Annotated in this window: 28 protein-coding genes; 24 read left to right on the top strand and 4 right to left on the bottom strand. The window is 71.7% G+C overall.

Annotated features, from left to right (window positions below; all coding sequences use genetic code 11):
- The 4 genes from Q1K33_RS16265 to Q1K33_RS16280 all read left to right on the top strand — a co-directional run.
- Window positions 1–935: serine hydrolase (locus Q1K33_RS16265; protein WP_300405778.1), on the top strand; the 935-nt coding region annotated here is incomplete at its 5' end.
- 56 nt (window positions 936–991) lie between these two features.
- Entirely contained in the window at window positions 992–1,255 is a 264-nt protein-coding gene (locus tag Q1K33_RS16270) for a phosphoribosyl-ATP diphosphatase (RefSeq protein ID WP_300405779.1), read from the top strand.
- Between the two features lie 19 nt (window positions 1,256–1,274).
- Window positions 1,275–2,147, top strand: coding sequence for an ATP phosphoribosyltransferase (gene hisG, locus Q1K33_RS16275; RefSeq protein WP_300405780.1), 873 nt, complete (start codon window positions 1,275–1,277; stop codon window positions 2,145–2,147).
- Window positions 2,131–2,610, top strand: coding sequence for a PH domain-containing protein (locus Q1K33_RS16280; protein WP_300405781.1), 480 nt, complete (start codon window positions 2,131–2,133; stop codon window positions 2,608–2,610). The genes hisG and Q1K33_RS16280 overlap by 17 nt, the downstream gene beginning before the upstream one ends.
- On the opposite strand, the gene Q1K33_RS16285 is transcribed toward Q1K33_RS16280, so the two are convergent.
- The 3 genes from Q1K33_RS16285 to Q1K33_RS16295 are packed head-to-tail and all read right to left on the bottom strand — an operon-like array spanning window position 2,569 to window position 4,533.
- Entirely contained in the window at window positions 2,569–3,510 is a 942-nt protein-coding gene (locus tag Q1K33_RS16285; protein WP_300405782.1) for an aldose 1-epimerase family protein, read from the bottom strand. The two genes, Q1K33_RS16280 and Q1K33_RS16285, sit on opposite strands and share 42 nt — an antisense overlap.
- A 4-nt stretch (window positions 3,511–3,514) precedes the next feature.
- Window positions 3,515–4,027, bottom strand: a complete 513-nt coding sequence (locus Q1K33_RS16290) for a 4-amino-4-deoxy-L-arabinose transferase (protein WP_300405783.1) — start codon at window positions 4,025–4,027, stop codon at window positions 3,515–3,517.
- 47 nt (window positions 4,028–4,074) lie between these two features.
- Entirely contained in the window at window positions 4,075–4,533 is a 459-nt protein-coding gene (locus tag Q1K33_RS16295) for a hypothetical protein (RefSeq protein WP_300405784.1), read from the bottom strand.
- Window positions 4,534–4,559: 26 nt separating this feature from the next.
- Between Q1K33_RS16295 and Q1K33_RS16300 the strand changes: the two genes are divergently transcribed.
- From Q1K33_RS16300 to pheT, 9 genes are all read left to right on the top strand, one after another.
- A complete protein-coding gene (locus Q1K33_RS16300; protein WP_300405785.1) occupies window positions 4,560–5,117 on the top strand; it encodes an SseB family protein in 558 nt (185 codons plus the stop codon).
- 291 nt (window positions 5,118–5,408) lie between these two features.
- Window positions 5,409–6,074 (top strand): translation initiation factor IF-3, encoded by a 666-nt coding sequence (infC, locus tag Q1K33_RS16305; RefSeq protein WP_300405803.1) that lies wholly within the window; start codon window positions 5,409–5,411, stop codon window positions 6,072–6,074.
- Window positions 6,075–6,157: 83 nt separating this feature from the next.
- Window positions 6,158–6,352 (top strand): 50S ribosomal protein L35, encoded by a 195-nt coding sequence (gene rpmI / locus Q1K33_RS16310; RefSeq protein WP_300405786.1) that lies wholly within the window; start codon window positions 6,158–6,160, stop codon window positions 6,350–6,352.
- 75 nt (window positions 6,353–6,427) lie between these two features.
- Window positions 6,428–6,814, top strand: a complete 387-nt coding sequence (gene rplT, locus Q1K33_RS16315) for a 50S ribosomal protein L20 (RefSeq protein WP_300405787.1) — start codon at window positions 6,428–6,430, stop codon at window positions 6,812–6,814.
- Between the two features lie 125 nt (window positions 6,815–6,939).
- Window positions 6,940–7,617: an RNA methyltransferase gene (locus Q1K33_RS16320; protein ID WP_363319735.1), complete on the top strand. Its 678-nt coding sequence runs from the start codon at window positions 6,940–6,942 to the stop codon at window positions 7,615–7,617.
- A gap of 10 nt (window positions 7,618–7,627) precedes the next feature.
- The gene (locus Q1K33_RS16325) at window positions 7,628–8,698 is read left to right on the top strand and encodes an ATP-binding protein (protein WP_300405788.1); all 1,071 of its coding nucleotides are present in this window, start codon (window positions 7,628–7,630) and stop codon (window positions 8,696–8,698) included.
- Window positions 8,698–9,972 (top strand): cation:proton antiporter, encoded by a 1,275-nt coding sequence (locus Q1K33_RS16330; protein ID WP_300405789.1) that lies wholly within the window; start codon window positions 8,698–8,700, stop codon window positions 9,970–9,972. Before Q1K33_RS16325 ends, Q1K33_RS16330 begins: the two co-directional genes overlap by 1 nt.
- A 52-nt stretch (window positions 9,973–10,024) precedes the next feature.
- Window positions 10,025–11,143, top strand: a complete 1,119-nt coding sequence (gene pheS / locus Q1K33_RS16335) for a phenylalanine--tRNA ligase subunit alpha (RefSeq protein ID WP_300405790.1) — start codon at window positions 10,025–10,027, stop codon at window positions 11,141–11,143.
- A gap of 10 nt (window positions 11,144–11,153) precedes the next feature.
- Window positions 11,154–13,649: a phenylalanine--tRNA ligase subunit beta gene (pheT, locus tag Q1K33_RS16340; RefSeq protein ID WP_300405791.1), complete on the top strand. Its 2,496-nt coding sequence runs from the start codon at window positions 11,154–11,156 to the stop codon at window positions 13,647–13,649.
- A gap of 3 nt (window positions 13,650–13,652) precedes the next feature.
- Here pheT and Q1K33_RS16345 read toward each other — a convergent pair whose 3' ends face one another.
- The gene (locus Q1K33_RS16345) at window positions 13,653–14,450 is read right to left on the bottom strand and encodes a maleylpyruvate isomerase N-terminal domain-containing protein (protein WP_300405792.1); all 798 of its coding nucleotides are present in this window, start codon (window positions 14,448–14,450) and stop codon (window positions 13,653–13,655) included.
- 117 nt (window positions 14,451–14,567) lie between these two features.
- Between Q1K33_RS16345 and argC the strand changes: the two genes are divergently transcribed.
- The 11 genes from argC to Q1K33_RS16400 are packed head-to-tail and all read left to right on the top strand — an operon-like array spanning window position 14,568 to window position 24,764.
- Complete coding sequence (gene argC, locus Q1K33_RS16350) at window positions 14,568–15,611, top strand: N-acetyl-gamma-glutamyl-phosphate reductase (protein WP_300405793.1); 1,044 nt, start codon at window positions 14,568–14,570, stop codon at window positions 15,609–15,611.
- On the top strand, window positions 15,608–16,051 hold the full coding sequence (locus Q1K33_RS16355; protein ID WP_300405794.1) for an ACT domain-containing protein: 444 nt from the start codon (window positions 15,608–15,610) through the stop codon (window positions 16,049–16,051). The genes argC and Q1K33_RS16355 overlap by 4 nt, the downstream gene beginning before the upstream one ends.
- Window positions 16,048–17,199: a bifunctional glutamate N-acetyltransferase/amino-acid acetyltransferase ArgJ gene (argJ, locus tag Q1K33_RS16360; RefSeq protein WP_300405795.1), complete on the top strand. Its 1,152-nt coding sequence runs from the start codon at window positions 16,048–16,050 to the stop codon at window positions 17,197–17,199. Before Q1K33_RS16355 ends, argJ begins: the two co-directional genes overlap by 4 nt.
- On the top strand, window positions 17,196–18,164 hold the full coding sequence (argB, locus tag Q1K33_RS16365; protein WP_300405796.1) for an acetylglutamate kinase: 969 nt from the start codon (window positions 17,196–17,198) through the stop codon (window positions 18,162–18,164). The genes argJ and argB overlap by 4 nt, the downstream gene beginning before the upstream one ends.
- Entirely contained in the window at window positions 18,157–19,347 is a 1,191-nt protein-coding gene (locus tag Q1K33_RS16370; RefSeq protein ID WP_300405797.1) for an acetylornithine transaminase, read from the top strand. The genes argB and Q1K33_RS16370 overlap by 8 nt, the downstream gene beginning before the upstream one ends.
- Complete coding sequence (gene argF, locus Q1K33_RS16375; protein WP_300405798.1) at window positions 19,344–20,282, top strand: ornithine carbamoyltransferase; 939 nt, start codon at window positions 19,344–19,346, stop codon at window positions 20,280–20,282. The genes Q1K33_RS16370 and argF overlap by 4 nt, the downstream gene beginning before the upstream one ends.
- A 2-nt stretch (window positions 20,283–20,284) precedes the next feature.
- The gene (locus Q1K33_RS16380) at window positions 20,285–20,797 is read left to right on the top strand and encodes an arginine repressor (RefSeq protein WP_300405805.1); all 513 of its coding nucleotides are present in this window, start codon (window positions 20,285–20,287) and stop codon (window positions 20,795–20,797) included.
- A gap of 53 nt (window positions 20,798–20,850) precedes the next feature.
- Window positions 20,851–22,293 (top strand): argininosuccinate synthase, encoded by a 1,443-nt coding sequence (gene argG / locus Q1K33_RS16385; protein WP_300405799.1) that lies wholly within the window; start codon window positions 20,851–20,853, stop codon window positions 22,291–22,293.
- Window positions 22,293–22,763: an NUDIX domain-containing protein gene (locus tag Q1K33_RS16390; RefSeq protein WP_300405800.1), complete on the top strand. Its 471-nt coding sequence runs from the start codon at window positions 22,293–22,295 to the stop codon at window positions 22,761–22,763. Before argG ends, Q1K33_RS16390 begins: the two co-directional genes overlap by 1 nt.
- The gene (argH, locus tag Q1K33_RS16395) at window positions 22,760–24,175 is read left to right on the top strand and encodes an argininosuccinate lyase (RefSeq protein WP_300405801.1); all 1,416 of its coding nucleotides are present in this window, start codon (window positions 22,760–22,762) and stop codon (window positions 24,173–24,175) included. Before Q1K33_RS16390 ends, argH begins: the two co-directional genes overlap by 4 nt.
- Window positions 24,159–24,764: a DNA-3-methyladenine glycosylase gene (locus tag Q1K33_RS16400; protein ID WP_300405802.1), complete on the top strand. Its 606-nt coding sequence runs from the start codon at window positions 24,159–24,161 to the stop codon at window positions 24,762–24,764. Before argH ends, Q1K33_RS16400 begins: the two co-directional genes overlap by 17 nt.
- Window positions 24,765–24,995 lie beyond the last annotated feature (231 nt).

Consider the following 24,995-nt stretch of genomic DNA (forward strand, 5'->3'; position numbering starts at 1 on the left):
GCCTGCTGGTCGCCCGGCGCGGACGCGTCGTGGGCGAGTGGTACTGGCAGGACACCGACGAGCGCACGTCGCAGGAGGTCTACTCCGTCACCAAGTCCGTCACGAGCACCCTGGTCGGACTGGCCCAGGCCGACGGCGTGCTCGACATCGACGAGTCCGCGGCGAACCAGGTGCGGCAGTGGCGCGGGACGCCGTCGGCCGGGGTGACGGTGCGCAACCTGCTCGCCAACGACAGCGGGCGTGAGTGGTCGACCCGATCCGACTACACCGGCCTGATCCGGGCCCGCGACCGCACGGCGTACGCCGTGGGCCTGGCCCAGCAGTTCGAGCCCGGGACGGCCTGGGCGTACAACAACGCCGCCATCCAGACCCTCGACGCGGTGCTGAGCACCGCAGTGGGGGAGACGACCGCGGACTACGCCACCACCCGGCTGTTCGAGCCGCTCGGCATGGACGACACCCGGATGACCGGTGACGCCGCCGGGACCTCGACCAGCACGGCGTTCGGCCTCAACTCCACCTGCCGGGACCTGGCGCGGTTCGGGACGCTCTTCGCCCAACGCGGTGAGTGGGACGGCGAGCGCGTCCTGCCCGCGGCCTGGGTGGACGAGGCGGTCGGTGCCCCGTCCCAGGACCTCAATGCCGCCTACGGGCTGCTGTGGTGGCTCAACCGCGAGGGTCCCCTGCGCGGTCCGCTCGACCAGACCGACCTCACCGGGAGCCCGGAGGTGGTGCGCGTCGGCCAGGTGGCCCCTGGGGCGCCCGACGACCTGTTCGCCGCCCAGGGCTTCGGCGGCCAGGTGGTCCTGGTCGATCCGTCGAGCCGGACCGTCGTGGTGCGGCTCGGCGTGCCGGACCTCACCGGCGCCACCCCGTCGTACAGCTTCGTCGACGCGGCGAGGGTCGTCACGGAGGCGAGGACTGCGGCACCCTAGGGGCGACGGTGGGACTGCCCCGCTGACCACCCGGCGGACGCCGTAGGCTGCCACCCGTGAAGACGTTCGAGGGGCTCTGGGCAGAGCTGACCGAGAAGGCCCGCACCCGACCCGACGGCTCCGGCACGGTCGCCGCGCTCGACGCCGGCGTGCACACGATCGGCAAGAAGCTGGTCGAGGAGGCCGCGGAGTCCTGGATGGCCGCCGAGCACGAGGGCAAGGACCGCGCCGCCGAGGAGATCAGCCAGCTGCTCTACCACGCTCAGGTGCTGATGATCGCCAGCGGCATCGAGCTCGACGACGTCTACGCCCACCTCTGAACACGAGCAGGACCCACCCATGACCACATCCCCGGCGGAGCCTCGCCCCCTGCGGATCGCGATCCCCAACAAGGGCTCGCTGTCCCAGTCGGCCTCCGAGATCCTGCGCGAGTCCGGCTACCGGCAGCGCGACGACTCCAAGCAGCTCACCCTGATGGACCCCGACAACGGGGTCGAGTTCTTCTACCTGCGCCCGCGTGACATCGCCCTGTACGTCGGGGAGGGCACCCTCGACATCGGCATCACCGGCCGCGACCTGCTGCGCGACTCCGCCGCCAAGGCCGAGGAGGCGCTGACCCTCGGCTTCGGACGCAGCACCTTCCGCTTCGCCGGCCCGCGCGGCGCGTTCTCCGCGGTCGAGGACCTCGCCGGCACCCGCATCGCCACGTCGTACGTCGGGATCGTGCGCACCTACCTCGAGGAGCGTGGCATCGAGGCGTCGGTGACCCGCCTCGACGGCGCCGTCGAGACCAGCATCCAGCTCGGGGTGGCCGACGTGATCGCCGACGTCGTCGAGACCGGGGCGACCCTCAAGCAGGCCGGCCTCGAGACCTTCGGCGAGCCGATCCTGCGCTCCGAGGCCGTCCTGATCACCCGCGCCGGTGGGGACCTGCCCGCCGGGTTCGAGGTCTTCCGCCGCCGCGTCGAGGGTGTCCTGGTCGCCCGCGGCTACGTGATGATGGACTACGACGTCTCCGCCGAGCACCTGGACGCAGCCGTGGCGCTGACCCCGGGGATCGAGAGCCCGACGATCTCGCCGCTGCAGCGCGACGGGTGGTACGCCGTGCGCGCCATGGTGCCGCGCGGGGGCGCCCAGCGGCTCATGGACCAGCTCTACGACCTCGGCGCTCGGGGCATCCTGCTGACCGACATCCATGCCTGCCGACTCTGACCCGGGCGCCTCGGGGGGACAGCTGAGCCTCCCGCGGACCTGGCGTCCGCTCGGACCCCGTATCGCGGGCGTCGTCGCGATCGTGGTGCTGGTCTTCATCGTCGCCCTGCTCTGGATCGGGTTCGAGCAGGAGACGCGGGATGCGGTCACCCCGTTCCAGCGCGGGACGGTCGTGGCGATGTTCGGCGGCGGCGTCGCGTGTCTCTACGCCCTGGTCCGCTCCCGCGTCCAGGCCCGCGCCGAGGGGATCGTGGTCGTCAACGGCTACCGCCGGCACGAGTACGACTGGGCACAGGTCGTCGCGGTGCGACTCGATGCCGGCGCGCCGTGGGTCAGCCTCGACCTCGCCGACGGCACGACCGTGCCCGCGATGGGGATCCAGGGCTCCGACGGGTCCCGCGCCAAGGCGGCGGTGCGGGAGCTACGCGTGCTCCTCGACCGCGCGCACCCCCCAGGAGACTGACGCCTCGTCGCCGGCCTCGCCGGCGGAGGCCAGGGTGAGCAGGTCCTCGCCGGTCCGGAAGGCGTCGGCGTTGGCCGTCATCGGCTCGATCGCCAACGATCGCCGGGCCGTGGCCGCGACGTCGTCGGCGGTGTAGAGCAGCAGCCAGCGGTGTCCCTGGTCCACCCACACCTCGAGCGCGCGCCCGGTGGCCGGGTCCCGCAGGGACGTGGTGGCTCGCCCGGACTCGTCGCGCTCGAGGTCGGTGAAGCCGTGGTTCAGAGCGAGGTCGCCCAGCGCCCGCCCCTCCCGGAAGTCGTACGGCGTGCCCGCCACGTCCTCGGTGCTCATCGGGATCAGCCGATCGTCGGTGATCGACCGCGTGGCAGCGGGCAGTCGGAGCTCCCAGCCGTCGACCGGGCCGTTGCCGACCGTGAAGTAGGGGTGCGCCCCGCTGGCGTAGGGCGCGGGCGAGGGGGAGTGGTTGGTGGCGGTCTGGGTGACGGTGAGCCCGTCCGCCGAGAGGTCGTAGAGCACGTGCAGGTCGACGAGCCACGGGTAGCCGGTCTGCGCCATCAGCCGGTACTGCATCGAGACCGAGTGCTCGGTGCGCTCCTCGAGCGTCCACGCCGCCCAGCGAGCCAGGCCGTGGGAGGCGTTGCTGCGCTTCGGCTCGGTGAGAGCGAGCTGGAGGTCCCGCCCGTCGAAGGAGTACCTGCCGTCGCGGACCCGGTTGGGCCACGGCATCAGCAGCTGGCCCCGGCCACCCGACGACATGGCGTCGGCGCCGAAGCCGTCGACGAGGTCGCGACCGGCATAGGTGAGCAGGCGCAGCGCGGCCCCGCTCTCGGTGACCACGGCGTCGTACCCCCCGCCGGAGATCGCGAACTGCTCGCCGCTGGGTGGGACTTGTTCGCTCATGGCGTCACACAACCACGTCGGCGCGGGCGCGGGTGTCCTGGTCCACGAAGTGCGCGCGCTCGTCGCGCATCCACTGCTCCCAGTGCGGTCGCATCTGCTCGCCGTCGCGCTCCATGCCGCGGCGAAGGCGCAGGCTGTCATCCACCTCGACCCAGACCAGCACCGTGCACAGCAGTGCGTGCCGCAGCGACCCGGACCCGACCCCCTCCAGGACCAGCAACGGCGTCGGTGGGATCGGGACCCACTCCGCGAAGCGTCCCGCGATCCAGTCGTAGCGCTCGTAGCGTCCGGCCACGCCGCGTGCCAGCGGGAGCAGGAGTGGATCGAGCCGCTGGTCGACACCCCCCAGGCCGCCCCAGCCCTCGAGGAGCTCGTCGAGGTGGACGACGACGGAGCCGGGGCTGAGGTCGTGGAGCGCCGCGGCCAGCGTGGTCTTGCCCGACCCGGCCGGCCCGTCGACGCACACGAGCCGTCCCGATCCCAGCGTGGGTGAGCGGCTCTCGACCAGGTCGAGCACTCGCCGCGCGGTGACGCCGGGGGGCGGCGCGGCCTCGGACGCAGTGCTCAGGAGATGCCGCGCTTGCGCAGGATGGCCTCGATGTCGGCCATGTCGTCGTCGCCCATGTCGTCGTCGGCCGGGTCGCCCTTCTCGACCTGCCCCGCCGCGGGCTCTCCCGGCTTCCTGAGCCTCCGTGGCCTCCTCGGGCCGGACGTCCTCGCCGTCCCGCCACGACGGTCGACCACCCGGGCGGCGCCGAACAGCAGGACGGAGATCCCGGCGACGACCACCCCGACCCACACGGTGGGGCTGAACACCAGGCGCGTCGCCCAGCCCGTGATCGCGTCGGCGATCTCGGTGAACATCCGCAGCGTTCTGGTCAGCAGGGCCGCCACCGGCAGCAGCGTGAGGGCGGCCCCCCGCAGTGCGGGAGCCAGGCCACGGCGCTGGTAGGCGTACCAGGTGTAGATCGCGCCCAGGACCGTCAGCGAGAGGGTGAGGGCTCCCCAGGCGACGTCGTCCACCTGACCAGGGTGACACACTGGCTGCGATGAACGAGCCTCCTTCCCAGCGCCGGCTCCTCGGTCCTGCGGTTCCCGACGACGACGGTCGAGCCGACCCGGGGCTGGCCCAGGCGTTGGTGCAGTACGGCCGGGCCGTCGACTCCGCGGAGTCCTCGGAGAGGTACGTCGCCGCGCTCGCGCGCCTGCAGCACGCCCGGCTCCTCGTGCCGGTGGTGGCCGTGCTGGGCGAGGTCGGGGTCGACCCCACCACGGGGCTGGCGAGCGACAAGTCCAGCGACATGGCGGCGGTCCTCATGCAGACGCCCGACGGGCGTCGGGGCCTGCTCGCCTTCACCTCGACCGACGCGCTGGCCGCATGGGACCCGGAGGCGCGACCGGTCCCGGTCACCTCTCGTCAGGCAGCCGAGGCCGCCGTGCAGGAGCAGGCCTCGGCCCTCGTCGTCGACGTGGCCGGGCCCACCCGCCTCGTCGTCGACGGTGACTCCCTCACCGCGCTGGGCGCCGGCTACCGCCTGGCCAAGATCGACGGCGGCATCGCCTGGGTCGACGCCGACCCGTCGCTCATGGCCGACGGGTCAGCGTGAATTTCGGGCGCCGGGACTATTCGGCTAGCATCTGTCGTTGACCGGATCAGCAGGCACACGTGTGCCTGCCTGATCCTTCAAGCGGAGATCAGGCTCGATCATCTCCCACCCGCACCGACCGCAGCACGATCAGGTCGTCGGGTCCGGTCTGATGGCCCGACCTGGGCTCGTGGACGCATGTGGTCCCCGAGGCGGAGGTAGGTGGTCATGGCTGGCCTCCGCTTGGACACCCGCCACACCACCTGACCCACTGCCCACTCCACTGGAGGACCCATCAGCACCGAGCTTCGAATCAACGACCGGATCCGCGTTCAGGAAGTCCGCCTCGTTGGCCCCAGCGGCGAGACCGTCGGCATCGTTCCCACCGCCGATGCGCTGCGCCTCGCCCAAGAGGCCGACCTCGACCTGGTCGAGATCGCCCCCATGGCACGCCCCCCGGTCTGCAAGCTCATGGACTACGGGAAGTTCAAGTACGAGAACGCCCAGAAGGCCCGTGAGGCGCGCCGCAACCAGACGAACGTGATCATCAAGGAGATGAAGCTTCGTCCCAAGATCGACGCGCACGACTACGAGACGAAGAAGGGCCACGTCGTCCGCTTCCTCAAGGCCGGCGACAAGGTCAAGATCACCATCATGTTCCGCGGTCGCGAGCAGCACCGCCCCGAGCTGGGCTTCCGGCTGCTGCAGCGCCTGGCCGAGGACGTCACCGAGCTCGGCTTCGTGGAGTCGTCGCCCAAGCAGGACGGCCGCAACATGATCATGGTCCTGGGCCCGCACAAGAAGAAGGCGGAGGCCAAGGCCGACCACCTCGTCCAGAAGGCCGAGAAGGAAGCCGAGCGCGCCGCCGTCGTCGACGCCGAGAAGGCCGAGCGCGACGCAGCGCACGCTGCCGGACCGGTCGCGGCCAAGAAGGAGCGCGGACGCTCCGAGAACCTCGATCCCGAGATCGAGGCCTAGGACCACAGCTCACCGGCCGGGCCTCGCCCGCCGACACCAGCACTGCACCAGCAGCACCGAGCATCACCAAAGAGGAGACTGAGATGCCGAAGAACAAGAGCCACAGCGGCGCCGGAAAGCGCTTCCGCGTGACCGGCTCGGGCAAGATCCTGCGCGAGAAGGCCGGCAAGCGGCACAACCTGGAGAAGAAGTCCTCCAAGGTGACCCGCCGGATGTCGGGCACGACCGAGGTCGCCAAGGCCGACGTCCCGCGTGCCAAGAAGATGTTGGGTCTCTGACCACCCCTCGCCCCATTCGTCGGTCGAGCGAGGCGTCCCGCCGCCGCTGACCAGCTAGCAACAAGGAGATCCACCATGGCACGCGTCAAGCGCGCAGTGAACGCTCACAAGAAGCGTCGTACCACCCTCGAGCGGGCCAGCGGCTACCGCGGCCAGCGCTCGCGCCTCTACCGCAAGGCCAAGGAGCAGGTCACCCACTCCCTGGTCTACAACTACAACGACCGCAAGAAGAACAAGGGCAACTTCCGCAGCCTGTGGATCCAGCGCATCAACGCTGCCTCCCGCGCGCAGGGCCTGACCTACAACCGCTTCATCCAGGGCCTCAACCTGGCCGGCGTCGAGGTCGACCGGAAGATCCTCGCTGACCTGGCCGTCAACGACGTCGCCGCGTTCAACGTGCTCGTCGAGACCGCCAAGGCCGCGCTGCCCGAGGACGTCAACGCACCCCGGGTCGACGCCTGAGCACTCCGCTGGCCGCGAGCAACGCTCGCGTCAAGGACGCACGCAAGCTCAGCCGCCGCTCGGAGAGATCCGAGCGGCGGCTGTTCCTCGCCGACGGCCCGAAGGCCGTCGAGGGTGCCCTGGGCGTGCCCGGGTGCGTGGTCGAGGTCTTCGCCACGGCTGCCGCCACGGAGCAGCACGCCGCTCTCGCCGCGTCCTCGCCCCGGTGGACCCTGGTCGAGGACCGCGCCATGGCCTCGCTGAGCGAGGCGGTCAACCCGGCCGGCGTCGTGGCGCTGTGCCGCTTCATCGACCGCCCCGTCGCCCACGTGCTCGACCCGGAGTCGGCGCCGCGGCTGGTGGCCATCTGCGCCGACGTGCGTGACCCCGGCAACGCCGGCACCGTCATCCGTACCGCGGACGCCGCCGGCGCGGACGCCGTCGTGCTCGCCGGCAGCTCGGTGGACCTGTACAACTCCAAGACCCTGCGGGCCAGCGTCGGCAGCGCCTTCCACCTGCCGGTCGCGGTCGAGAGCGACGTCGCATCGGCGATCGCCGCCGCTCGCTCCGCCGGGCTGACGGTGCTCGCCGCCGACGGAGCGGGGGAGACGGACCTGCACGCGGCCGGTGACCTGCTCACCGGCCCCACCGCCTGGCTGTTCGGCAACGAGGCGTGGGGACTGCCCGACGACGTGGCCGCCCTGGCCGACCACCGGGTCCGGATCCCGATCCGGGGCCGGGCCGAGAGCCTCAACCTCTCCACCGCCGCGGCGCTGTGCCTCTTCGAGTCCGCGCGCCACCACCCGGGTCCGGGCACGCCGTAGCCTGGCCCCCGTGAGCGACTCGAGCCTGCAGGACGTCGTCGACGCCCTGCCCGACGGTGTGGTCGTCGCCGACGCGTCCGGCACCGTCACTGTCATCTCGCGTCTCGCTGCCACCTGGCTGGGCTGGGACGGCGCCTCCGAGGCGCTCGGGCGGCCGCTGGGTGAGGTGCTGCGTCTGAAGAGCTCCGACGGAGCGGCTTGGCTGACCTGCAACTCGCCGTACGTCGGACTGACGACGCGCACCGCGGTGCCGGAGCAGTCCTGGTCGCTTCCCGACGGCACCGAGGTCCTGGTCACGGCCCGGCTCCACCGTGACCGTCCTCGAGGTGAGGTCACCCGGCTGGCGATCAGCATCCGCTCCGGGCGCGGGCGCGCCCGCCTGGACCGGGAGCGCTCGGACCTGGTCGCGACCGTCGCGCACGAGCTCCGCTCACCGCTCACGGGTGTGAAGGGCTTCGTCCAGGCGCTGCTCAACCGGTGGGACCGGCTCAACGACGAGCAGAAGAAGCTGATGCTCACCACCGTCAACGCGGACGCCGACCGGCTGAGCCGGTTGATCGCCGAGCTGCTCGACGTCGCTCGCATCGACACCGGCCGCTTGCAGATGCATCGCCGCCCGACCGATGCCGGCGTCCTCGTGGCGCGGATCGTCGAGTCCGTCGCAGCGGGCACCAAGCGCCCCATCGTGCTCGAGGCTGCCGACGACCTGCCCCAGATCCACGCCGACCCGGACAAGTTCACCCAGGTCGTGACCAACCTGGTCGAGAACGCCGTGCGCCACGGCGAGGGCGTCGTCCGGGTCGCCCTCGAGACCCAGGTGGAGCCCGGCGAGGAGAGCATCCCGGCCGGGTTGCTCGTCACGGTCGCCGACGAGGGCGAGGGGATCGCCCCCGAGCTGCGCCGACGGGTCTTCACGAAGTTCTGGACCGGCGGACGCGGCGGCTCCGGACTGGGGCTCTACATCGTGCACGGCCTGGTGACCGCCCACGGGGGAGAGGTCACCATCGGCGACGCCGTCGAGGGGGGCGCCGTCCTCTCGTGCACGTGGCCGACGGTCAGCGACGACAACCTGGGGCTGTGATGATCGAGGTACTCCTCCTCGCCCTCGTCGTCCTCGGGTTCTCGCTCTTCTCGGCGGTCGCCGGCCGATCGTTCGTGACGGCCCCGATCGTGTTCACCCTCGTCGGCATCGCGGTCGGGAGCGAGGGGCTGGGCCTGTTCGACCTCGACCTGGAGAGCGAGGCGGTCTCGGTCCTCGTCGAGGCGACGCTGGTGCTGGTCCTGTTCACCGACGCGGTCCGCATCGACCTGGGTGCCCTGCGTCGCGATGCCTGGCTCCCCGGACGCCTGCTCGGCATTGGGCTGCCGTTGATGGTGGTCCTCGGCACCGGTGCGGCCCTGCTCGTCGTCCCGGGCCTGTCTCTCGCCGAGGCCGCTCTGCTGGCTGCCGTGCTCGCTCCGACCGACGCAGCGCTGGGACAGGCCGTCGTGAGCGACCAGCGGCTCCCGGTGCGGCTGCGTCAGGGCCTCAACGTCGAGAGCGGGCTGAACGACGGGATCATGGTCCCGGTCGTCACCGTGCTGCTGGCGCTCGCCGTGGTCGAGGAGGGCGGTCCCGATGACCTCGCCGGCTTCGTGGCCCGCCAGCTCGGGTTCGGGCTGGGCGCCGGGCTGCTGTGCGGACTGGGTGCGGGCTGGCTGCTGCACCGCCGCTACGTCGCCGGCGCCGTCGATGGAGTGTTCCGCCAGCTCGGTGTGCTGTCCATCGCCGCCGCCGCGTACTCGGGGGCCGAGCTGGTCGACGGCAACGGCTTCGTCGCCGCCTTCGTCGCCGGGCTCGCCTTCGGGCGCGTCGCACGCGACTCGGGGGAGGCGGTCGTCGACTTCACCGAGGACGAGGGGCAGCTGCTGACGGCGGCGACGTTCCTGGTGTTCGGTGCGCTCTTCGCCGGCTCGGCCCTGGCCTCGGCCACCTGGGCGTCGCTCGGCTACGCGCTGGTGAGCCTGGTGGTCGTCCGGACCCTCGCCGTGCTGGTGGCGCTGTGGCGCTCGGGGACGATGCTGGAGACACGGCTCTTCGCCGGGTGGTTCGGGCCCCGCGGCCTGGCTTCGATCCTGTTCGCGCTGCTCGTGCTGGACGAGGTGGGCGGTGAGGCAGGGGAGACCATCTTCGTGACCGCGACCGTGACGATCCTGGTGAGCGTGGTGGCCCACGGCGTGACGGCCAACGCCTGGACGGCACGGCTCGCCTCCCGGCTCGCCGGGGCCGGGCAGGACCAACCGGAGACCTCCGCCTCCGAGGAGATGCCCTCGCGGTGGGCGAGTCGCCCCGACGCACCCGACAGTGGCGCGTGAGGACGGGTAACCGGTTCGCGCCCCACCGCGTGGCCTCACTACCCTCACAACCATGTCCGGACCCAATACCGACTACGACCCCGTGGAGGTCACCCCCTTGAAGTCCGAGGAGGTCGAGAGCGCGCGCGACGCCGCCCTGGCCGCGATCGCCGACGCTGCCGACCTCGAGACGCTCAAGCAGGTGCGCATCGACCACACGGGAGACCGGTCGCCGCTCGCGCTGGCCAACCGGGAGATCGGCGCCCTGCCGCCGCAGGCCCGCAAGGAGGCCGGCCAGCGCATCGGGAAGGCCCGGGGCGCGGTCAACCAGGCGCTCGCCGCGCGGACGTCGGTGCTCGAGGCCGAGCACGAGGAGCGGATGCTCGTCGAGGAGACCGTCGACGTCACGCTGCCCACCGACCGCACGCCCCCAGGCGCCCGGCACCCGATCACCACCGGCTCCGAGCTGATCGCCGACATCTTCGTCGCGATGGGCTGGGAGGTGGCCGAGGGGCCCGTCATCGAGGCGGAGTGGCTCAACTTCGACGCCCTCAACCTCGGCCCGGACCACCCGGCGCGCACCATGCAGGACACCTTCTGGACCGACCCCCAGGACAACGGGATCGTGCTGCGCACCCACACCTCCCCGGTCCAGGCGCGCACGATGCTCACCCGGACCCCTCCGATCTACGTGGTCTGCCCGGGCCGGGTGTTCCGCACCGACGAGTACGACGCCACGCACAGCCCGGTCTTCCACCAGGTCGAGGGCCTGGCGATCGACGAGGGCATCTCGATGGCCCACCTCAAGGGCACCCTGGACCACTTCGCGACGTCCATGTTCGGCGAGGGCATCACGACGCGGTTCCGGCCGTCGTACTTCCCCTTCACCGAGCCGAGCGCCGAGGTCGACCTGGTCTGCTTCGTGTGCCGCGGCGCGACCGTGGTGGACGGGACCGACGGACCGGTCACCTGCCGCACCTGCCGTGGCGAGGGCTGGATCGAGTGGGGCGGCTGCGGCGTCGTCAACCCGCGCGTGCTGCGCGCGTGCGGCGTCGACTCCGAGCGCTACTCCGGCTTCGCCTTCGGCATGGGCATCGACCGCACGCTGATGTTCCGCCACGGCCTCGAGGACCTGCGCGACCTCTTCGAGGGCGACGTCCGCTTCACCACCGCCTTCGGCACCGAGATCTGAGGAACAGCCTGTGAAAGCCCCCGTCTCCTGGATCAGGGAGTACGTCGACCTGCCCGCCGAGGTCACCACCGAGGCGCTGGCCGCACGCCTGACCGCGCTCGGCCTCAAGCTCGAGGCGATCGAGAGTCCGCGCGACACGATCACCGGCCCGCTCGTGGTGGGCCGCGTGCTGACCCGCGATCCCGAGCCGCAGAAGAACGGCAAGACCATCAACTGGTGCACCGTCGACGTCGGTGACGCGAACGGGACAGGAGAGCCGCAAGGCATCGTCTGCGGAGCCCACAACTTCGACGTCGACGACCTCGTCGTGTGCGTGCTACCCGGCGGCGTCCTGCCGGGCAACTTCGCGATCTCCGCACGCAAGACCTACGGCCACGTGTCGTCGGGGATGATCTGCTCGGCCGCCGAGCTGGGTCTCTCGGGGGAGGCCGACGGCATCATCGTGCTGCCCGCCGACGCCGGCCGGCCCGGCGACGACGCCTTCGCCGTGCTCGGCCTCGACGACGAGGTCATCGAGTTCGAGATCAACCCCGACCGGGCCTACGCGCTGAGCCTGCGCGGGGTGGCACGCGAGGCCGCGCTGGCGTTCGCCGACGACGGTGCGACCTTCACCGACCCGGCCCGGCGTGCCACGCCCGCCGCCAACGCCGACGGCTATCCTGTGGTGCTCGACGACCCCGAGGGCTGCGCGCTGTTCGTGGCCAGGGTGGTCTCCGGCTTCGACCCGAGCGCGACCACCCCCGGCTTCATCGCGCGTCGCATCACCCAGGCCGGCATGCGCCCGATCAGCCTGGCAGTCGACGTGACCAACTACGTGATGCTCGAGATCGGCCGACCCATCCACGCCTACGACGCCGACAAGCTCACGGGGCCGATCCGCGTCCGACGTGCAGCCGCGGGGGAGCGGCTGACGACCCTCGACGGCACGGACCGAGCGCTCGACACCGGCGACCTGGTCGTCACCGACGACTCCGGCATCATCGGCCTCGGAGGCGTGATGGGCGGCGAGCCCACCGAGATCTCCGCGACCACGACCCGGGTCCTGGTCGAGTCGGCGCACTGGGACGCGACCTCGATGTTCCGCACGGGCAAGCGGCACAAGATCTCCTCCGAGGCCGGCAAGCGCAACGAGCGCGGCGTCGACCCGGTCGTCTGCGAGGCCGCCGCCGACCGCGTCGTGGAGCTGCTCACGACGTACGGCGGCGGGGTCGCCGAGCCGGGCGTGACGGTCGTCGGCTCCGTACCGACGGCCGCCGCGATCACCGCCCCGCTCGACCTGCCGGCCCGGATCAGCGGCATGCCGATCAGCGCCGAGGCCACGATCGGCGCCCTGGAGGCGGTGGGCTGCACCGTCACCCGCGCGGGGGACGACCTCACCGCGATCCCGCCGACGTGGCGCCCCGACCTCAACGACCCCTACGACCTGGTCGAGGAGGTCGCCCGCATCGTCGGCTACGACCAGGTGCCCTCCGTGCTGCCCACCCCGGGTGCGGGACGCGGGCTGACCCGCGGCCAGCGCCTGCGCCGCCGGATCGGTCGCACGCTGGCGGGGGCCGGGTGCGTCGAGGTGATCAGCTTCCCGTTCGTGGGCACTGCCGCGCTCGACCAGCTGGGTCTGCCACCTGACGACCCGCGCCGGCGCGCCGTACGCCTCGCCAACCCGCTCTCGACCGAGGAGCCCTTCTACACGACCACGTTGCTGCCCGGGCTTCTCCGGACGACGGCCCGCAACCTGGGGCGCGGAGCGCCCGGGGTCGCCCTCTTCGAGACCGGCTCCGTCGCCTTCCCCGGCGACCGCGGCCAGGCCCCGATCTACGGCGTCGACCGCCGTCCGAGCGACGACGAGCTGGCTCAGCTGATGGACGCGGTTCCGGACCAGCCGCTGCACCTGGCCGTGGTGCTCGCCGGGGAGCGGGAGCGAGCGGGCTGGTGGGGCGCCGGTCGCGACGCCGCCTGGTCGGACGCGCTGGGCGTCGTACGACGTCTGGCCGCCGAGCTGGGCGTCGAGATCGACGTCCGGAGCGCGGCCCTGGCGCCGTGGCACCCCGGTCGCTGCGCCCAGGTCACCGTGGCCGAGACCGGCGCACTGCTCGGGCACGCAGGAGAGCTGCACCCCAAGGCGTGCCAGGCGTTCGGGGTGCCGCCGCGCAGCGCCGCCGTCGAGATCGACCTGGACGTGCTCCTTGCCGCGGCCCGCGAGGTCGTCCCCGGACCGGAGTTCTCCACCTTCCCCCAGGCCAAGGAGGACGTCGCCCTGCTGGTCGACGCCGACGTCACGGTGGCGCAGCTGGAGGACGCGCTGCGCGACGGGGCGGGCGAGCTGCTGGAGTCCATCCGGCTCTTCGACGTCTACACCGGCGAGCAGGTGGGTGCCGGACGCAAGTCGCTCGCCTTCGCCCTGCGGTTCCGGGCACCGGACCGCACGCTCACCGAGCAGGAGACCGGCGCCGCGCGCGACGCGGCCGTGGCCGCTGCCGTGGAGCGCTGCGGGGCTGCCCAGCGCTGATCGTCAGTTGATCTCCTGACCGACGATCCCGGACAGGTGCGCGATGGCGTCGGGATCGCCGCTCATGTCGACCTCGGAGGCAGGCGAGCGGTCCCAGAGCCAGGTGTCGACCTGCGCGGCCGTGCCGCGCACGGTCGCGGACGCCCCGGCACCCTGGTCGGCGACCACCGACAGGTCGTCCTCGTCGTGGACGGCGTCGGTGTCGGGATCCGTGCCGCTGAAGCGGCCCAGGGCGACCCAGATCGTCTGGTCGACGTCGATCAGCTCGATGCGGACGCGCCGGCCGTCGGGGGTGAAGCGACCCCACGGCGGGCAGCCGCCGTACATCACGGCCAGGCACTCCTCGACCCCGTCGGCGGCGAGCGCCGGGTCCAGCGGCGCCGACGGCACCCCCGCGGTCTGCTCGGCGTCGAGGCGGTGGATGAGCGCCTCGTGGGCCTGCCTCCTGAAGGTGAAGCCGACGGTCTGCTCCGGGGCCCACGACCATGCGACGTCGGTGGGTTCGGCGTGCGCGAGGGCGTCCAGCAGCCCGGCCGAGCTCGTGTCGAAGGCCGCCAGCAGGTCGTCGTACTCCGTGGGACGTGCGGGATGCTCGAGCTCGTCGGGTCCTGCGGGACGCCCGGCGATGATCCGGCTCCAGAACCACTGCACCTCGGCGAGATGCCCCAGCAGGTCGGCGGCGTCCCAGTCCGGACAGGCCGGCACCCGCGCGGTCGGGTCGCAGCCGGTGAGCGCTGCGCGGAACCGCGCGGACTCGGAACCGATATGGTCGAGGTAGGCAGCGAAGGCGAGGCGAGTCATGTCCCGCACGCTAGGGCCCGGCACCGACGGCGGCACCCAGGGAGGACACCTGGTCCGGACCGGAGCCCCGGGCGACCGGTGTGAGTGATCATGCAGTCGCATGTATAGTCATGCATCATGACAACGAAGTCGGGCCTTCCCCGCATCGCAGTTGCCGGCGCCAGTGGGTACGCCGGCGGTGAGGTGCTCCGCCTCCTGCTCGGCCACCCCGGCGTGGAGATCGGCGCCTTGACGGGTGGCTCGAACGCGGGCCAGCCGCTCGGAGCGCTGCAGCCGCACCTGGTCCCGCTGGCCGACCGCGTGCTCGAGCCGACCACCACCGAGACGCTGTCGGGACACGACGTGGTCTTCCTCGGGCTGCCGCACGGGCAGTCCGGCGAGATCGCGGCCGCCCTGCGTGACGACGTGGTCGTCATCGACTGCGGGGCCGACTTCCGGCTGGCCGACTCCGCCCTGTGGGAGCGGTTCTACGGCGGGGAGCACGCCGGCACCTGGCCCTACGGCCTGCCCGAGCTGCCCGGACAGCGCGAGCAGCTGCGCGGCGCGCAACGGATCGCCGTACCCGGCTGCTACCCGACGGTGTCCACCCTGACCGTGATGCCGGCCCTGGCCGCCGGACTCGTCGAGCCCGACGTGGTCGTCGTCGCTGCCTCCGGCACCAGCGGCGCCGGCAAGGCGGCCAAGCCCCACCTGCTCGGCAGCGAGGTGATGGGCAACGCCAGCGCGTACGGCGTCGGGGGAGTGCACCGCCACACCCCCGAGATCATCCAGAACCTCCGTCGGGTCACCGAGGGCGAGGTCGCGGTCAGCTTCACGCCGATGCTGGTGCCCATGTCGCGCGGCATCCTGGCGACCTGCTCGGCCCCGCTGGTCGGCGACGTGACGGCCGAGGCCGCCCACGCCGCCTACGTGGAGGCCTACGCCGACGAGCCGTTCGTCCACGTGCTGCCGTCCGGCACCTGGCCCCAGACACAGTCGGTCCTCGGGTCCAACGCCGTGCACGTCCAGGTCACCGTCGACGTCGAGGCCCGCCGTCTGGTGGCGGTCGGCGCCGTGGACAACCTCGCCAAGGGGACCGGTGGTGCCGCGGTGCAGTGCATGAACCTCGCCCTCGGTCTCGACGAGGGCCTCGGCCTGACGAGCGTGGGGATCGCTCCATGAGCGCCCCGGCCACCTACACGCTCTACCAGTACCCCGAGACCCTGGCGGTGGTGCGGCTCGGCGTCGGCGCCGAGGTCCCGGCGTGGGCGGAGTCGTCGTCGGTCTTCTCGGTGACGGTCACCGCCAGCGAGACGTCCCTGATCTGTGCGGCGCGCAGCGTCCCCAAGAAGGCCCGCCACGAGCGCGGCTTCGTCGCCTTCGAGGTCCAGGGTCCCCTCGACTTCTCGTTGACCGGCGTCCTGGTGGCGCTGCTGACGCCCTTGGCACAGGAGGAGATCAGCGTGTTCACCCAGTCGACGTTCGACACCGACTGGATCCTCGTGCCCCAGCACGCGGCAGAGCGTGCGGCCGAGGCCTGGCGACGACAGGGACACCACGTCACCGACGCCGTCCCCGCTTCCCCGGGCAAGCAGCCCTCCTCACGAAAGAGCTCGTCATGACCATCACCCACCCAGCCGGCTTCCGCGCCGCGGGCGTGCCGGCCGGCCTCAAGTCCACAGGAGCCAAGGACGTCGCCCTCGTCGTCAACGACGGCCCGCGTCACGACTCGGCCAGCGTCTTCACCGCCAACCGGTGCAAGGCTAACCCGATCCTGTGGAGCCAGGAGGTCGTCAAGGACGGCGTCGTCCGCGCCGTCGTCCTCAACTCCGGTGGCGCCAACTGCTACACCGGCGCCGACGGGTTCCAGACCACGCACAGCGTCGCCGAGCGCGTCGCCGAGCGTGTGGGTGTCGGAGCCGTCGACGTCGTCGTCTGCTCGACCGGGCTGATCGGCCTGGCCAACTCCCGCGACGACCTTCTCGCCGGGGTCGACGCTGCCCACGCGGCGCTGAGCGACTCCGGCGGCGACGACGCCGCTCACGCGATCATGACCACCGACTCGGTGAGCAAGCAGGCGGTCGTCGAGGGCGCGGGCTGGAGCATCGGCGGCATGGCGAAGGGCGCCGGCATGCTGGCTCCCCAGCTGGCCACCATGCTGGTGGTGATCACCACCGACGCGGTGGTTCCCGCGGCCGAGCTCGACGGCGCGCTGCGCGCGGCGACGCGCGTCAGCTTCGACCGGCTCGACTCCGACGGCTGCATGTCCACCAACGACACCGTCACGGTGATGGCAAGCGGGGCCTCGGGCATCACGCCGTCGCTGCCCGACTTCACCGAGGCGTTGACCCAGCTCTGCACGGACCTCGCCATGCAGCTGCTGCGCGACGCCGAGGGCGCCGACCACGAGATCGCGATCACGACCGTCAACGCGGCCTCGGAGGACGACGCGGTGGAGGTCGGGCGCAGCGTGGCCCGCAGCAACCTCTTCAAGGCCGCGGTCTTCGGCAAGGACCCCAACTGGGGCCGGGTGCTGGCCTCCATGGGCACGACCCAGGCCGCCTTCGACCCGGCCGACCTGGACGTCGCCATGAACGGTGTGTGGGTGTGCCGGAAGTCCACACCCGCCGAGGACCCCACCCGGGTCGACCTCGCGCCCCGCGAGGTGACCGTGACGATCGATCTCAAGTCCGGCACGGAGCGCGCCACCGTCTGGACCAACGACCTGACCCACGCCTACGTCCACGAGAACAGTGCCTATTCCTCATGACTGACACCACGAAGCCCACCAACGACAGCGCTCTCGCCAGCGGCGAGTTCGACACGAGCAAGCCCGACAAGGCCAAGGCGCGCACCCTCGCGGCCGCCCTGCCGTGGCTGAAGCGCTACCACGGCAAGGTCGTGGTGGTGAAGTACGGCGGCAACGCGATGATCGACGACGAGCTCAAGCGCGCCTTCGCCGAGGACATCGTCTTCCTGCGCATGGCCGGCTTCAAGCCCGTCATCGTGCACGGCGGCGGTCCGCAGATCTCCGCGATGCTCGACCAGCTCGGCATCGAGTCGGAGTTCCGGGGCGGCCTGCGGGTCACCACCCCCGAGGCGATGGACGTCGTCCGGATGGTGCTGGTCGGCAAGGTCCAGCGCGAGCTCGTCGGCCTGATCAACGAGCACGGCCCGCTCGCCGTCGGCCTGTCCGGCGAGGACGGCGGGCTCTTCACCGCGACGCAGACCAACACCATCGTCGACGGCGAGGAGGTCGACCTCGGCCTGGTCGGAGAGGTGACGAAGGTCTTCCCCGAGGCGGTCCTCGACATCATCGAGGCCGGCCGCATCCCCGTGGTCTCCAGCGTGGCGCCGGACGCCGACGGCCTGGTCCACAACGTCAACGCCGACTCGGCTGCCGCGTCGCTGGCGGTCGCCCTGAAGGCCGAGAAGCTCCTGGTCCTCACCGACGTCGAGGGGCTCTTCCTCGACTGGCCTGACTCCGAGGACGTCATCGGCGAGATCTCCCCGGAGTCCCTCGCCGAGATCCTGCCCGGCCTCGCCAGCGGCATGGTGCCCAAGATGGGCGCCTGTCTCCAGGCCGTGGAGAACGGCGTCCCGCGCGCCACCGTCGTCGACGGCCGGGAGCCGCACGCCGTCCTCCTCGAGCTCTTCACCAAGGAGGGCGTCGGCACCCAGGTCCTGCCGGGGGTCGAGACCAAGACCCGGAAGGCACGTGACACCGGTGAGTGAGTCCACGAACGGCCCCGGGTACGGCGATCGCTACGCCGCCTCGCTGATGAACACCTTCGGCCCGCCCAAGCTGACCCTCGTGCGCGGCGAGGGCACCCACGTGTGGGACGCCGACGGCAAGGAGTACGTCGACCTGCTCGGCGGCATCGCCGTCAATGCGCTGGGCCACGCGCACCCCGCCCTCGTCTCCGCGGTGAGCGAGCAGATGGGCCGTCTCGGCCACATCTCCAACTTCTTCGCCAGCGAGCCGCAGATCGAGCTCGCCGAGACGCTGCTCGGCCTCCTGGGCCACGGCGAGGGCAAGGTGTTCTTCACCAACTCCGGCACCGAGGCCGTCGAGGCGGCGTTCAAGCTGACCCGTCGCACCGGACGCACGCACGTGGTGGTCGCCGAGGGCGGCTTCCACGGACGCACGATGGGCGCGCTGGCCCTGACGTCCAAGGAGGCCTATCGCACCCCCTTCGAGCCGCTGCCCGGGCACGTCACCTTCGTCCCGTACGGCGACGTCGAGGCGCTGTCGGCGGCCGTCACCGACGAGACCGCGGCCGTGCTGCTCGAGCCGATCCAGGGCGAGGCGGGCGTCGTCGTACCTCCGGACGGCCACCTCGCCGCGGCCCGCCAGGTCGCCACCGACAACGGTGCGCTCCTGTGGCTCGACGAGATCCAGACCGGCATCGGGCGCACCGGCCACTGGTTCGAGCACCACCGCTCGGGCGTCGTGCCCGACATCGTCACCCTCGCCAAGGGACTCGCCGGGGGTTTCCCCATCGGCGCGTGCGTCGCCCTGGGCGGCGCCGGCGACCTGCTGCAGCCCGGCAACCACGGCACCACCTTCGGCGGCAACCCCGTGGCCTGCGCCGCCGCGCTCGCGGTCATCCGCACCATCACCGCGGACGGCCTGATGGACAACGCCGCCAAGCGCGGTGACGAGCTGCGCGATGCCGTCCTGGCCCAGGACGAGGTGACCGAGGCCACCGGGCACGGGCTCCTCGTCGGCATCCAGCTCGACGGCGAGTACGCCGCCGGGGCCGTCACCGCAGCTCAGCACGCGGGCTTCATCATCAACATGACGGGCCCGAGCCGTCTGCGGCTGGCGCCCCCGCTGGTGCTGACCGAGGAGGACACCCAGGCGTTCGGTGCCGCGTGGCCCGACATCCTGGCGCGTGCCAAGGACAGCTCGTGATGCGCCACTTCCTGCGCGACGACGACCTGAGTCCCGTCGAGCAGGCCCACGTCCTGGACCTCGCTGCCAAGCTGAAGGCCTCGCCCTTCGACGCGAGGCCGCTCGCCGGCCCGCAGTCGGTGGCGATGATCTTCGACAAGCCGACCCTGCGCACCCAGACGTCCTTCGCCGCCGGCATCGCCGAGCTCGGTGGCAACCCGATGCTCGTGGAGGGCAAGCTGGCCGGCATCGGGATCCGCGAGTCCGTCGAGGACGTCGCACGGGTGCTGGGCCGTCAGGTCGCGGTGATCGTGTGGCGGACGTTCTTCCAGGCCGACCTCGACCTGATGGCCACCCACGCCGGGGTGCCGGTGATCAATGCCCTCACCGACGACTTCCACCCCTGCCAGGTGATCGCCGACCTCCTCACCATCCGCGAGCAAAGGGGCGACCTGAGCGGGCTCACGGTCGCCTTCGTCGGCGACGGAGCGTGCAACATGGGCAACTCCTGGCTGCTGGGCGGCGCCACGGCCGGGATGAACGTGCGGATCAGTGCTCCCGACGGCTACGTGCCCAGCGACGAGATGTTCGCTCGCGCCCGGCAGATCTCCGTCGAGACCGGCGGCTCGGCCGAGGCGGTCGCCGACCCGGTCGAGGCCGTGACCGGCGCCGACGTGGTCGTCACCGACACCTGGATCTCGATGGGCAAGGAGAGCGAGCAGGCCGCGCGCGTGGCGGTGTTCGCGCCGTACGCCCTGACCACCGAGCTGATGGGGGCCGCGCGGACCGACGCGATCGCGCTGCACTGCCTGCCCGCCTACCGCGGCATGGAGATCGCCCCCGAGGTGCTGGACGGGCCGCAGAGCGTGGTGTGGGACGAGGCCGAGAACCGGCGCCACGCGCAGAAGGCAGTCCTGGCCTTCCTCCTCGACGCTTCGCGTGAGGGGGCGTCGTGAGCATGGTCCCGCCCACCAAGAGCGCCCGGCACCAGCGGATCATCGAGCTGGTCACCCAGCAGGAGGTGCACTCCCAGACCGAGCTCGCCGACCTGCTGGCCGACGAGGGCCTGCGGGTCACCCAGGCGACGCTGTCGCGTGACCTCGTGGAGCTGGACGCGCTGAAGGTCCGCTCCGCGTCCGGCTCGCTCGTCTACGCCGTACCAGGTGAGGGCGGCGACCGGCGTCCGACCTCACCGGGGGAGACCGCGGCCGCGCTGAGTCGGCTGAGTCGTCTGTGCGGTGAGCTGCTGGTCAGCGCCGACGCGAGCGCCAACCTGGTCGTCCTGCGGACCCCTCCCGGGGCCGCCCAGTTCCTCGCCTCGGCCTTCGACAAGGCCGAGATCCCCGACATCCTCGGCACCATCGCGGGCGACGACACCGTCCTGGTGATCGGCCGCGAGCCGACCGGCGGCGATGCCCTGGCCCGACGATTCCTGGCGCTGGCGGCCAGCTCGCCAGCGCCGGCCTTCTGACGCTGCCCCACTTCCTCTTCACTTCTTCCCAGCAAACCGAAGGAACGTTTCTTGTGAGCAAGGTCCTGACCTCCCTGCCCGTCGGCGAGCGCGTCGGCATCGCCTTCTCCGGCGGCCTCGACACCTCCGTCGCGGTCGCCTGGATGCGCGAGAAGGGTGCCGTCCCGTGCACCTACACCGCCGACATCGGCCAGTACGACGAGCCCGACATCGCCGGCGTCCCCGGACGCGCGATGGAGTACGGCGCCGAACTGGCGCGCCACCTCGACTGCAAGGTCCAGCTCGTCGAGGAGGGGCTCGCGGCACTCGCCTGTGGCGCCTTCCACGTGCGCTCCGGCGGGCGCACCTACTTCAACACCACGCCGATCGGCCGCGCCGTGACCGGCACCATGCTGGTGCGGGCGATGCACGAGGACGGCGTCGACATCTGGGGCGACGGGTCGACGTTCAAGGGCAACGACATCGAGCGGTTCTACCGCTACGGGCTGCTGGCCAACCCGCAGCTGCGCATCTACAAGCCGTGGCTCGACGCCGACTTCGTCGAGGAGCTGGGCGGGCGCGACGAGATGAGCCGCTGGCTCACCGAGCGCAACCTCCCCTACCGCGACAGCAAGGAGAAGGCCTACTCCACCGACGCCAACATCTGGGGCGCCACGCACGAGGCCAAGACGCTGGAGCACCTCGACGCCTCGCTCGAGGACGTCGAGCCGATGATGGGCGTGAAGTTCTGGGACCCCTCGGTCGCGATCGAGACCGAGGACGTCACGATCGCCTTCGAGCAGGGCCGGCCGGTCGCCATCGACGGCAAGCGCTTCGACGGTCCCCAGGGCGCGGTCGAGCTGGTCCACCTCGCCAACCAGATCGGCGGCCGGCACGGGCTGGGCATGTCCGACCAGATCGAGAACCGGATCATCGAGGCGAAGTCCCGCGGCGTCTACGAGGCACCCGCCATGGGCCTGCTCTTCATCGCCTACGAGCGCCTCGTCAACGCGATCCACAACGAGGACACCATCGCCCACTACCACCAGGAGGGACGCCGCCTCGGCCGGCTGCTCTACGAGGGCCGCTGGCTGGACCCGCAGGCGCTGATGATCCGCGAGTCGATCCAGCGCTGGATCGCCTCGGTCGTCACCGGCGAGGTGACGATCCGGTTGCGACGCGGCGAGGACTACACCGTCCTGCGCACCGACGGCCCGGCGTTCTCCTACCATCCCGACAAGCTCTCGATGGAGCGCACCGAGCACGCGGCCTTCGGGCCGGTGGACCGCATCGGGCAGCTCACCATGCGCAACCTCGACATCGCCGACTCCCGTGCCCTGCTGGAGCAGTACGCCGCCCAGCCGATCGACCAGGGCCAGGTGCTCGTCGAGAACGGCACGCTCTTCGGTGAGATCGAGCAGGGCGGGGCGGACCGGATCACCAGCAACCCGCTGGCCGAGGGTGACACCAGCGAGATCGCCCTGGATGCTGCGGCCATGGAGTACGGCACCGACTGATGGCTGCGCCACCCCTGCGCCGGGTCACCGCGCGGGTGCTGCCGGTGAGCCCTGACGGCACGGTGCTCCTGCTCGAGGAGCGGGACCCGGCGCGCCCCGAGCGGCACTACTGGTCGAGCATCGGCGGTGCCGTCGACGGGTCGGAGTCGCTGCGGGACGCCGCGGTGCGCGAGATGTTCGAGGAGACCGGTCTCGTGGTGGCACCCGAGGACCTGGTCGGCCCGGCGAGCACGGTCGAGAACGCCTACACCTGGAACGGCGTGCACTACCTCGGTGTGCACACCTACTTCGCCCTACCGCTGTCGACCGAGGTCGAGGTGCGCTTCGACCACCTCGAGGCCGAGGAGGTCGGCAACGTGCTCGGTTCGGGGTGGTGGAGCGTGGAGGCGATCGACGAGCTGGAGCACGAGCCCCCGATGCTGTCCGAGATCATGCGAGCGGCCGTCGCGGCCATGGAGGAGTCACGATGAGCACGACCAACACCGGCAAGCTCTGGGGCGGCCGGTTCGCCGGCGGGCCCTCGCCGGAGCTCGACGCCTTGTCGCGCTCCACGCACTTCGACTGGCGCCTGACTCCGTACGACCTGGCCGGGTCCCGGGCCCACGCCCACGCCCTGCATCGCGCCGGCCTGCTGAGCGACCAGGACGCGGCCGAGCTGGAGAGAGGCCTCGCGGTGCTGGGGGAGCGGTACGCCGACGGCACCTTGCAGCCGGACCCGTCCGACGAGGACGTCCACGGCGCCCTCGAACGGCTGCTGCTCGAGGAGGTCGGCCCCGACGTGGGCGGTCGACTCCGGGCAGGGAGGAGCCGCAACGACCAGATCGCCACGCTCTTCAAGATGTTCCTGCGCGACCACGCCCGCGTGGTCGCCGGTCAGGTCCTCGACCTGGTCGACTCCCTGGTGGACCAGGCGCAGGCACACCTCGGTGCCGTGATGCCGGGGCGCACGCACCTGCAGCACGCTCAGCCCGTGCTACTGGCCCACCACCTCCTGGCGCACGCCCAGCCGCTGCTGCGTGACGTCGACCGGATCCGGGACTGGGACGCCCGCGTGGCCGACGACTCGCCGTACGGCTCCGGCGCCCTGGCGGGCCAGACCCTCGGCCTGGACCCGGTCGCGGTGGCCACCGAGCTCGGCTTCACCGGCTCCAGCGCCAACTCGATCGACGGCACCTCCGCCCGCGACTTCGTGGCCGAGCTCGCGTTCGTGTGTGCCCAGATCGGCGTGGACGTGAGCCGTCTCGCCGAGGAGATCATCCTGTGGTCCACCCGGGAGTTCGGGTTCGTCAAGCTCCACGACTCCTGGTCCACGGGCTCGAGCATCATGCCGCAGAAGAAGAACCCCGACATCGCCGAGCTGGCTCGAGGCAAGGCCGGGCGGCTCATCGGCAACCTGTCGGGCCTGATGGCCACCTTGAAGGCGCTACCGCTTGCCTACAACCGTGACCTGCAGGAGGACAAGGAGCCGGTCTTCGACTCCGTCGACACCCTCGAGGTGCTGCTCCCGGCGTTCACGGGCATGGTCGCCACGCTGGAGTTCCGGACCGATCGGATGGCCGAGCTCGCCCCGCAGGGGTTCTCCCTGGCGACCGACATCGCCGAGTGGCTGGTCCGCGAGGGGGTGGCGTTCCGGGTGGCGCACGAGGTCGCCGGCGCCTGCGTCCAGCGCTGCGAGGAGCTCGGCATCGAGCTGCACGAGCTCTCCGACGAGCAGTACGTCGCAATCTCCCCGCACCTCACGCCGGCGGTGCGCGACGTGCTGACGGTCGAGGGGTCTGTCGGCGCCCGCAACGGGCGCGGCGGCACGGCGCCCGCACGCGTCGAGGAGCAGCTCGAGCACGTCGTCGGCCTGGCCGCGAGCCTGCGTGAGCGACTGGCCTGACCTGCTGGGACCCGTCGAGGAGGTGGCGCCCCGCCTCCTCGGTGCCGTCCTGCGCCACGGCCCGGTGGCCGTGCGTCTGGTGGAGGTCGAGGCGTACGGCGGGAGCGACGACCCCGGGTCCCACGCCTTCCGGGGACCGACGCCACGCAGCTCGATCATGTTCGGTCAGGCCGGGCGCCTCTACTGCTACCTCAGCTACGGCATGCACGTGTGCCTCAACGTCGTGGTCGGTCACGAGGGTGAGGCGGGAGCCGTCCTGCTGCGCGCGGGCGAGGTCGTCGACGGGCACGACGAGGTCCGCACCCGACGACCAGGAGCACGCGAGCGGGACCTGGCCCGCGGCCCCGCGCTGTTGAGCCGCGCGCTCGGGATCGACCTCGCGAGCAACGGTGCCGACCTGGCGTCCGGGCCCGTGCGACTCGAGCGCCGCGCCTCCACCGACACGGCGTACGCCGCCGGTCCCCGCGTCGGCCTCCGCGGGGCAGCAGACCGTCCCTGGCGCTTCTGGGTGCCCGGGAGTCCCCAGGTCTCCGCCTACCGACGGCACCCGCGGGCACCCGATTTGGCGAACCAGCCGGACGTGTCCTAGTGTTCTGGATGTCGCCACAAGCGGCCAACACCCCGAGGGGCCGAGAGGCCGAACTTCGGGGGTTGAGTCACGTGGCGGCCCGATCGGCCAGAAGTTGTTCAGCTCGCAGAGTTGACGCGGATGACACAGATCGGTAATGTTTCTGAGGTTGCCCCAATCACCGGTTCGGAAGAGCCGGCTGGGTGCGTCTGATGTTTGAGAACTCAACAGTGTGTCATAGTCGACGAATTA

Source organism: Nocardioides sp. (genome assembly GCF_029937575.1).
Classification (GTDB): domain Bacteria; phylum Actinomycetota; class Actinomycetes; order Propionibacteriales; family Nocardioidaceae; genus Nocardioides.

Coding starts and splice junctions, on each gene's coding strand:
- hisG (WP_300405780.1), top strand. CDS start 1,275: ATGACCACATCCCCGGCGGAGCCTCGCCCCCTGCGGATCGCGATCCCC.
- Q1K33_RS16280 (WP_300405781.1), top strand. CDS start 2,131: ATGCCTGCCGACTCTGACCCGGGCGCCTCGGGGGGACAGCTGAGCCTC.
- Q1K33_RS16285 (WP_300405782.1), bottom strand. CDS start 3,510: ATGAGCGAACAAGTCCCACCCAGCGGCGAGCAGTTCGCGATCTCCGGC.
- Q1K33_RS16300 (WP_300405785.1), top strand. CDS start 4,560: ATGAACGAGCCTCCTTCCCAGCGCCGGCTCCTCGGTCCTGCGGTTCCC.
- rpmI (WP_300405786.1), top strand. CDS start 6,158: ATGCCGAAGAACAAGAGCCACAGCGGCGCCGGAAAGCGCTTCCGCGTG.
- rplT (WP_300405787.1), top strand. CDS start 6,428: ATGGCACGCGTCAAGCGCGCAGTGAACGCTCACAAGAAGCGTCGTACC.
- Q1K33_RS16330 (WP_300405789.1), top strand. CDS start 8,698: ATGATCGAGGTACTCCTCCTCGCCCTCGTCGTCCTCGGGTTCTCGCTC.
- pheS (WP_300405790.1), top strand. CDS start 10,025: ATGTCCGGACCCAATACCGACTACGACCCCGTGGAGGTCACCCCCTTG.
- Q1K33_RS16345 (WP_300405792.1), bottom strand. CDS start 14,450: ATGACTCGCCTCGCCTTCGCTGCCTACCTCGACCATATCGGTTCCGAG.
- argC (WP_300405793.1), top strand. CDS start 14,568: ATGACAACGAAGTCGGGCCTTCCCCGCATCGCAGTTGCCGGCGCCAGT.
- Q1K33_RS16355 (WP_300405794.1), top strand. CDS start 15,608: ATGAGCGCCCCGGCCACCTACACGCTCTACCAGTACCCCGAGACCCTG.
- argJ (WP_300405795.1), top strand. CDS start 16,048: ATGACCATCACCCACCCAGCCGGCTTCCGCGCCGCGGGCGTGCCGGCC.
- argB (WP_300405796.1), top strand. CDS start 17,196: ATGACTGACACCACGAAGCCCACCAACGACAGCGCTCTCGCCAGCGGC.
- Q1K33_RS16380 (WP_300405805.1), top strand. CDS start 20,285: ATGGTCCCGCCCACCAAGAGCGCCCGGCACCAGCGGATCATCGAGCTG.
- Q1K33_RS16390 (WP_300405800.1), top strand. CDS start 22,293: ATGGCTGCGCCACCCCTGCGCCGGGTCACCGCGCGGGTGCTGCCGGTG.
- argH (WP_300405801.1), top strand. CDS start 22,760: ATGAGCACGACCAACACCGGCAAGCTCTGGGGCGGCCGGTTCGCCGGC.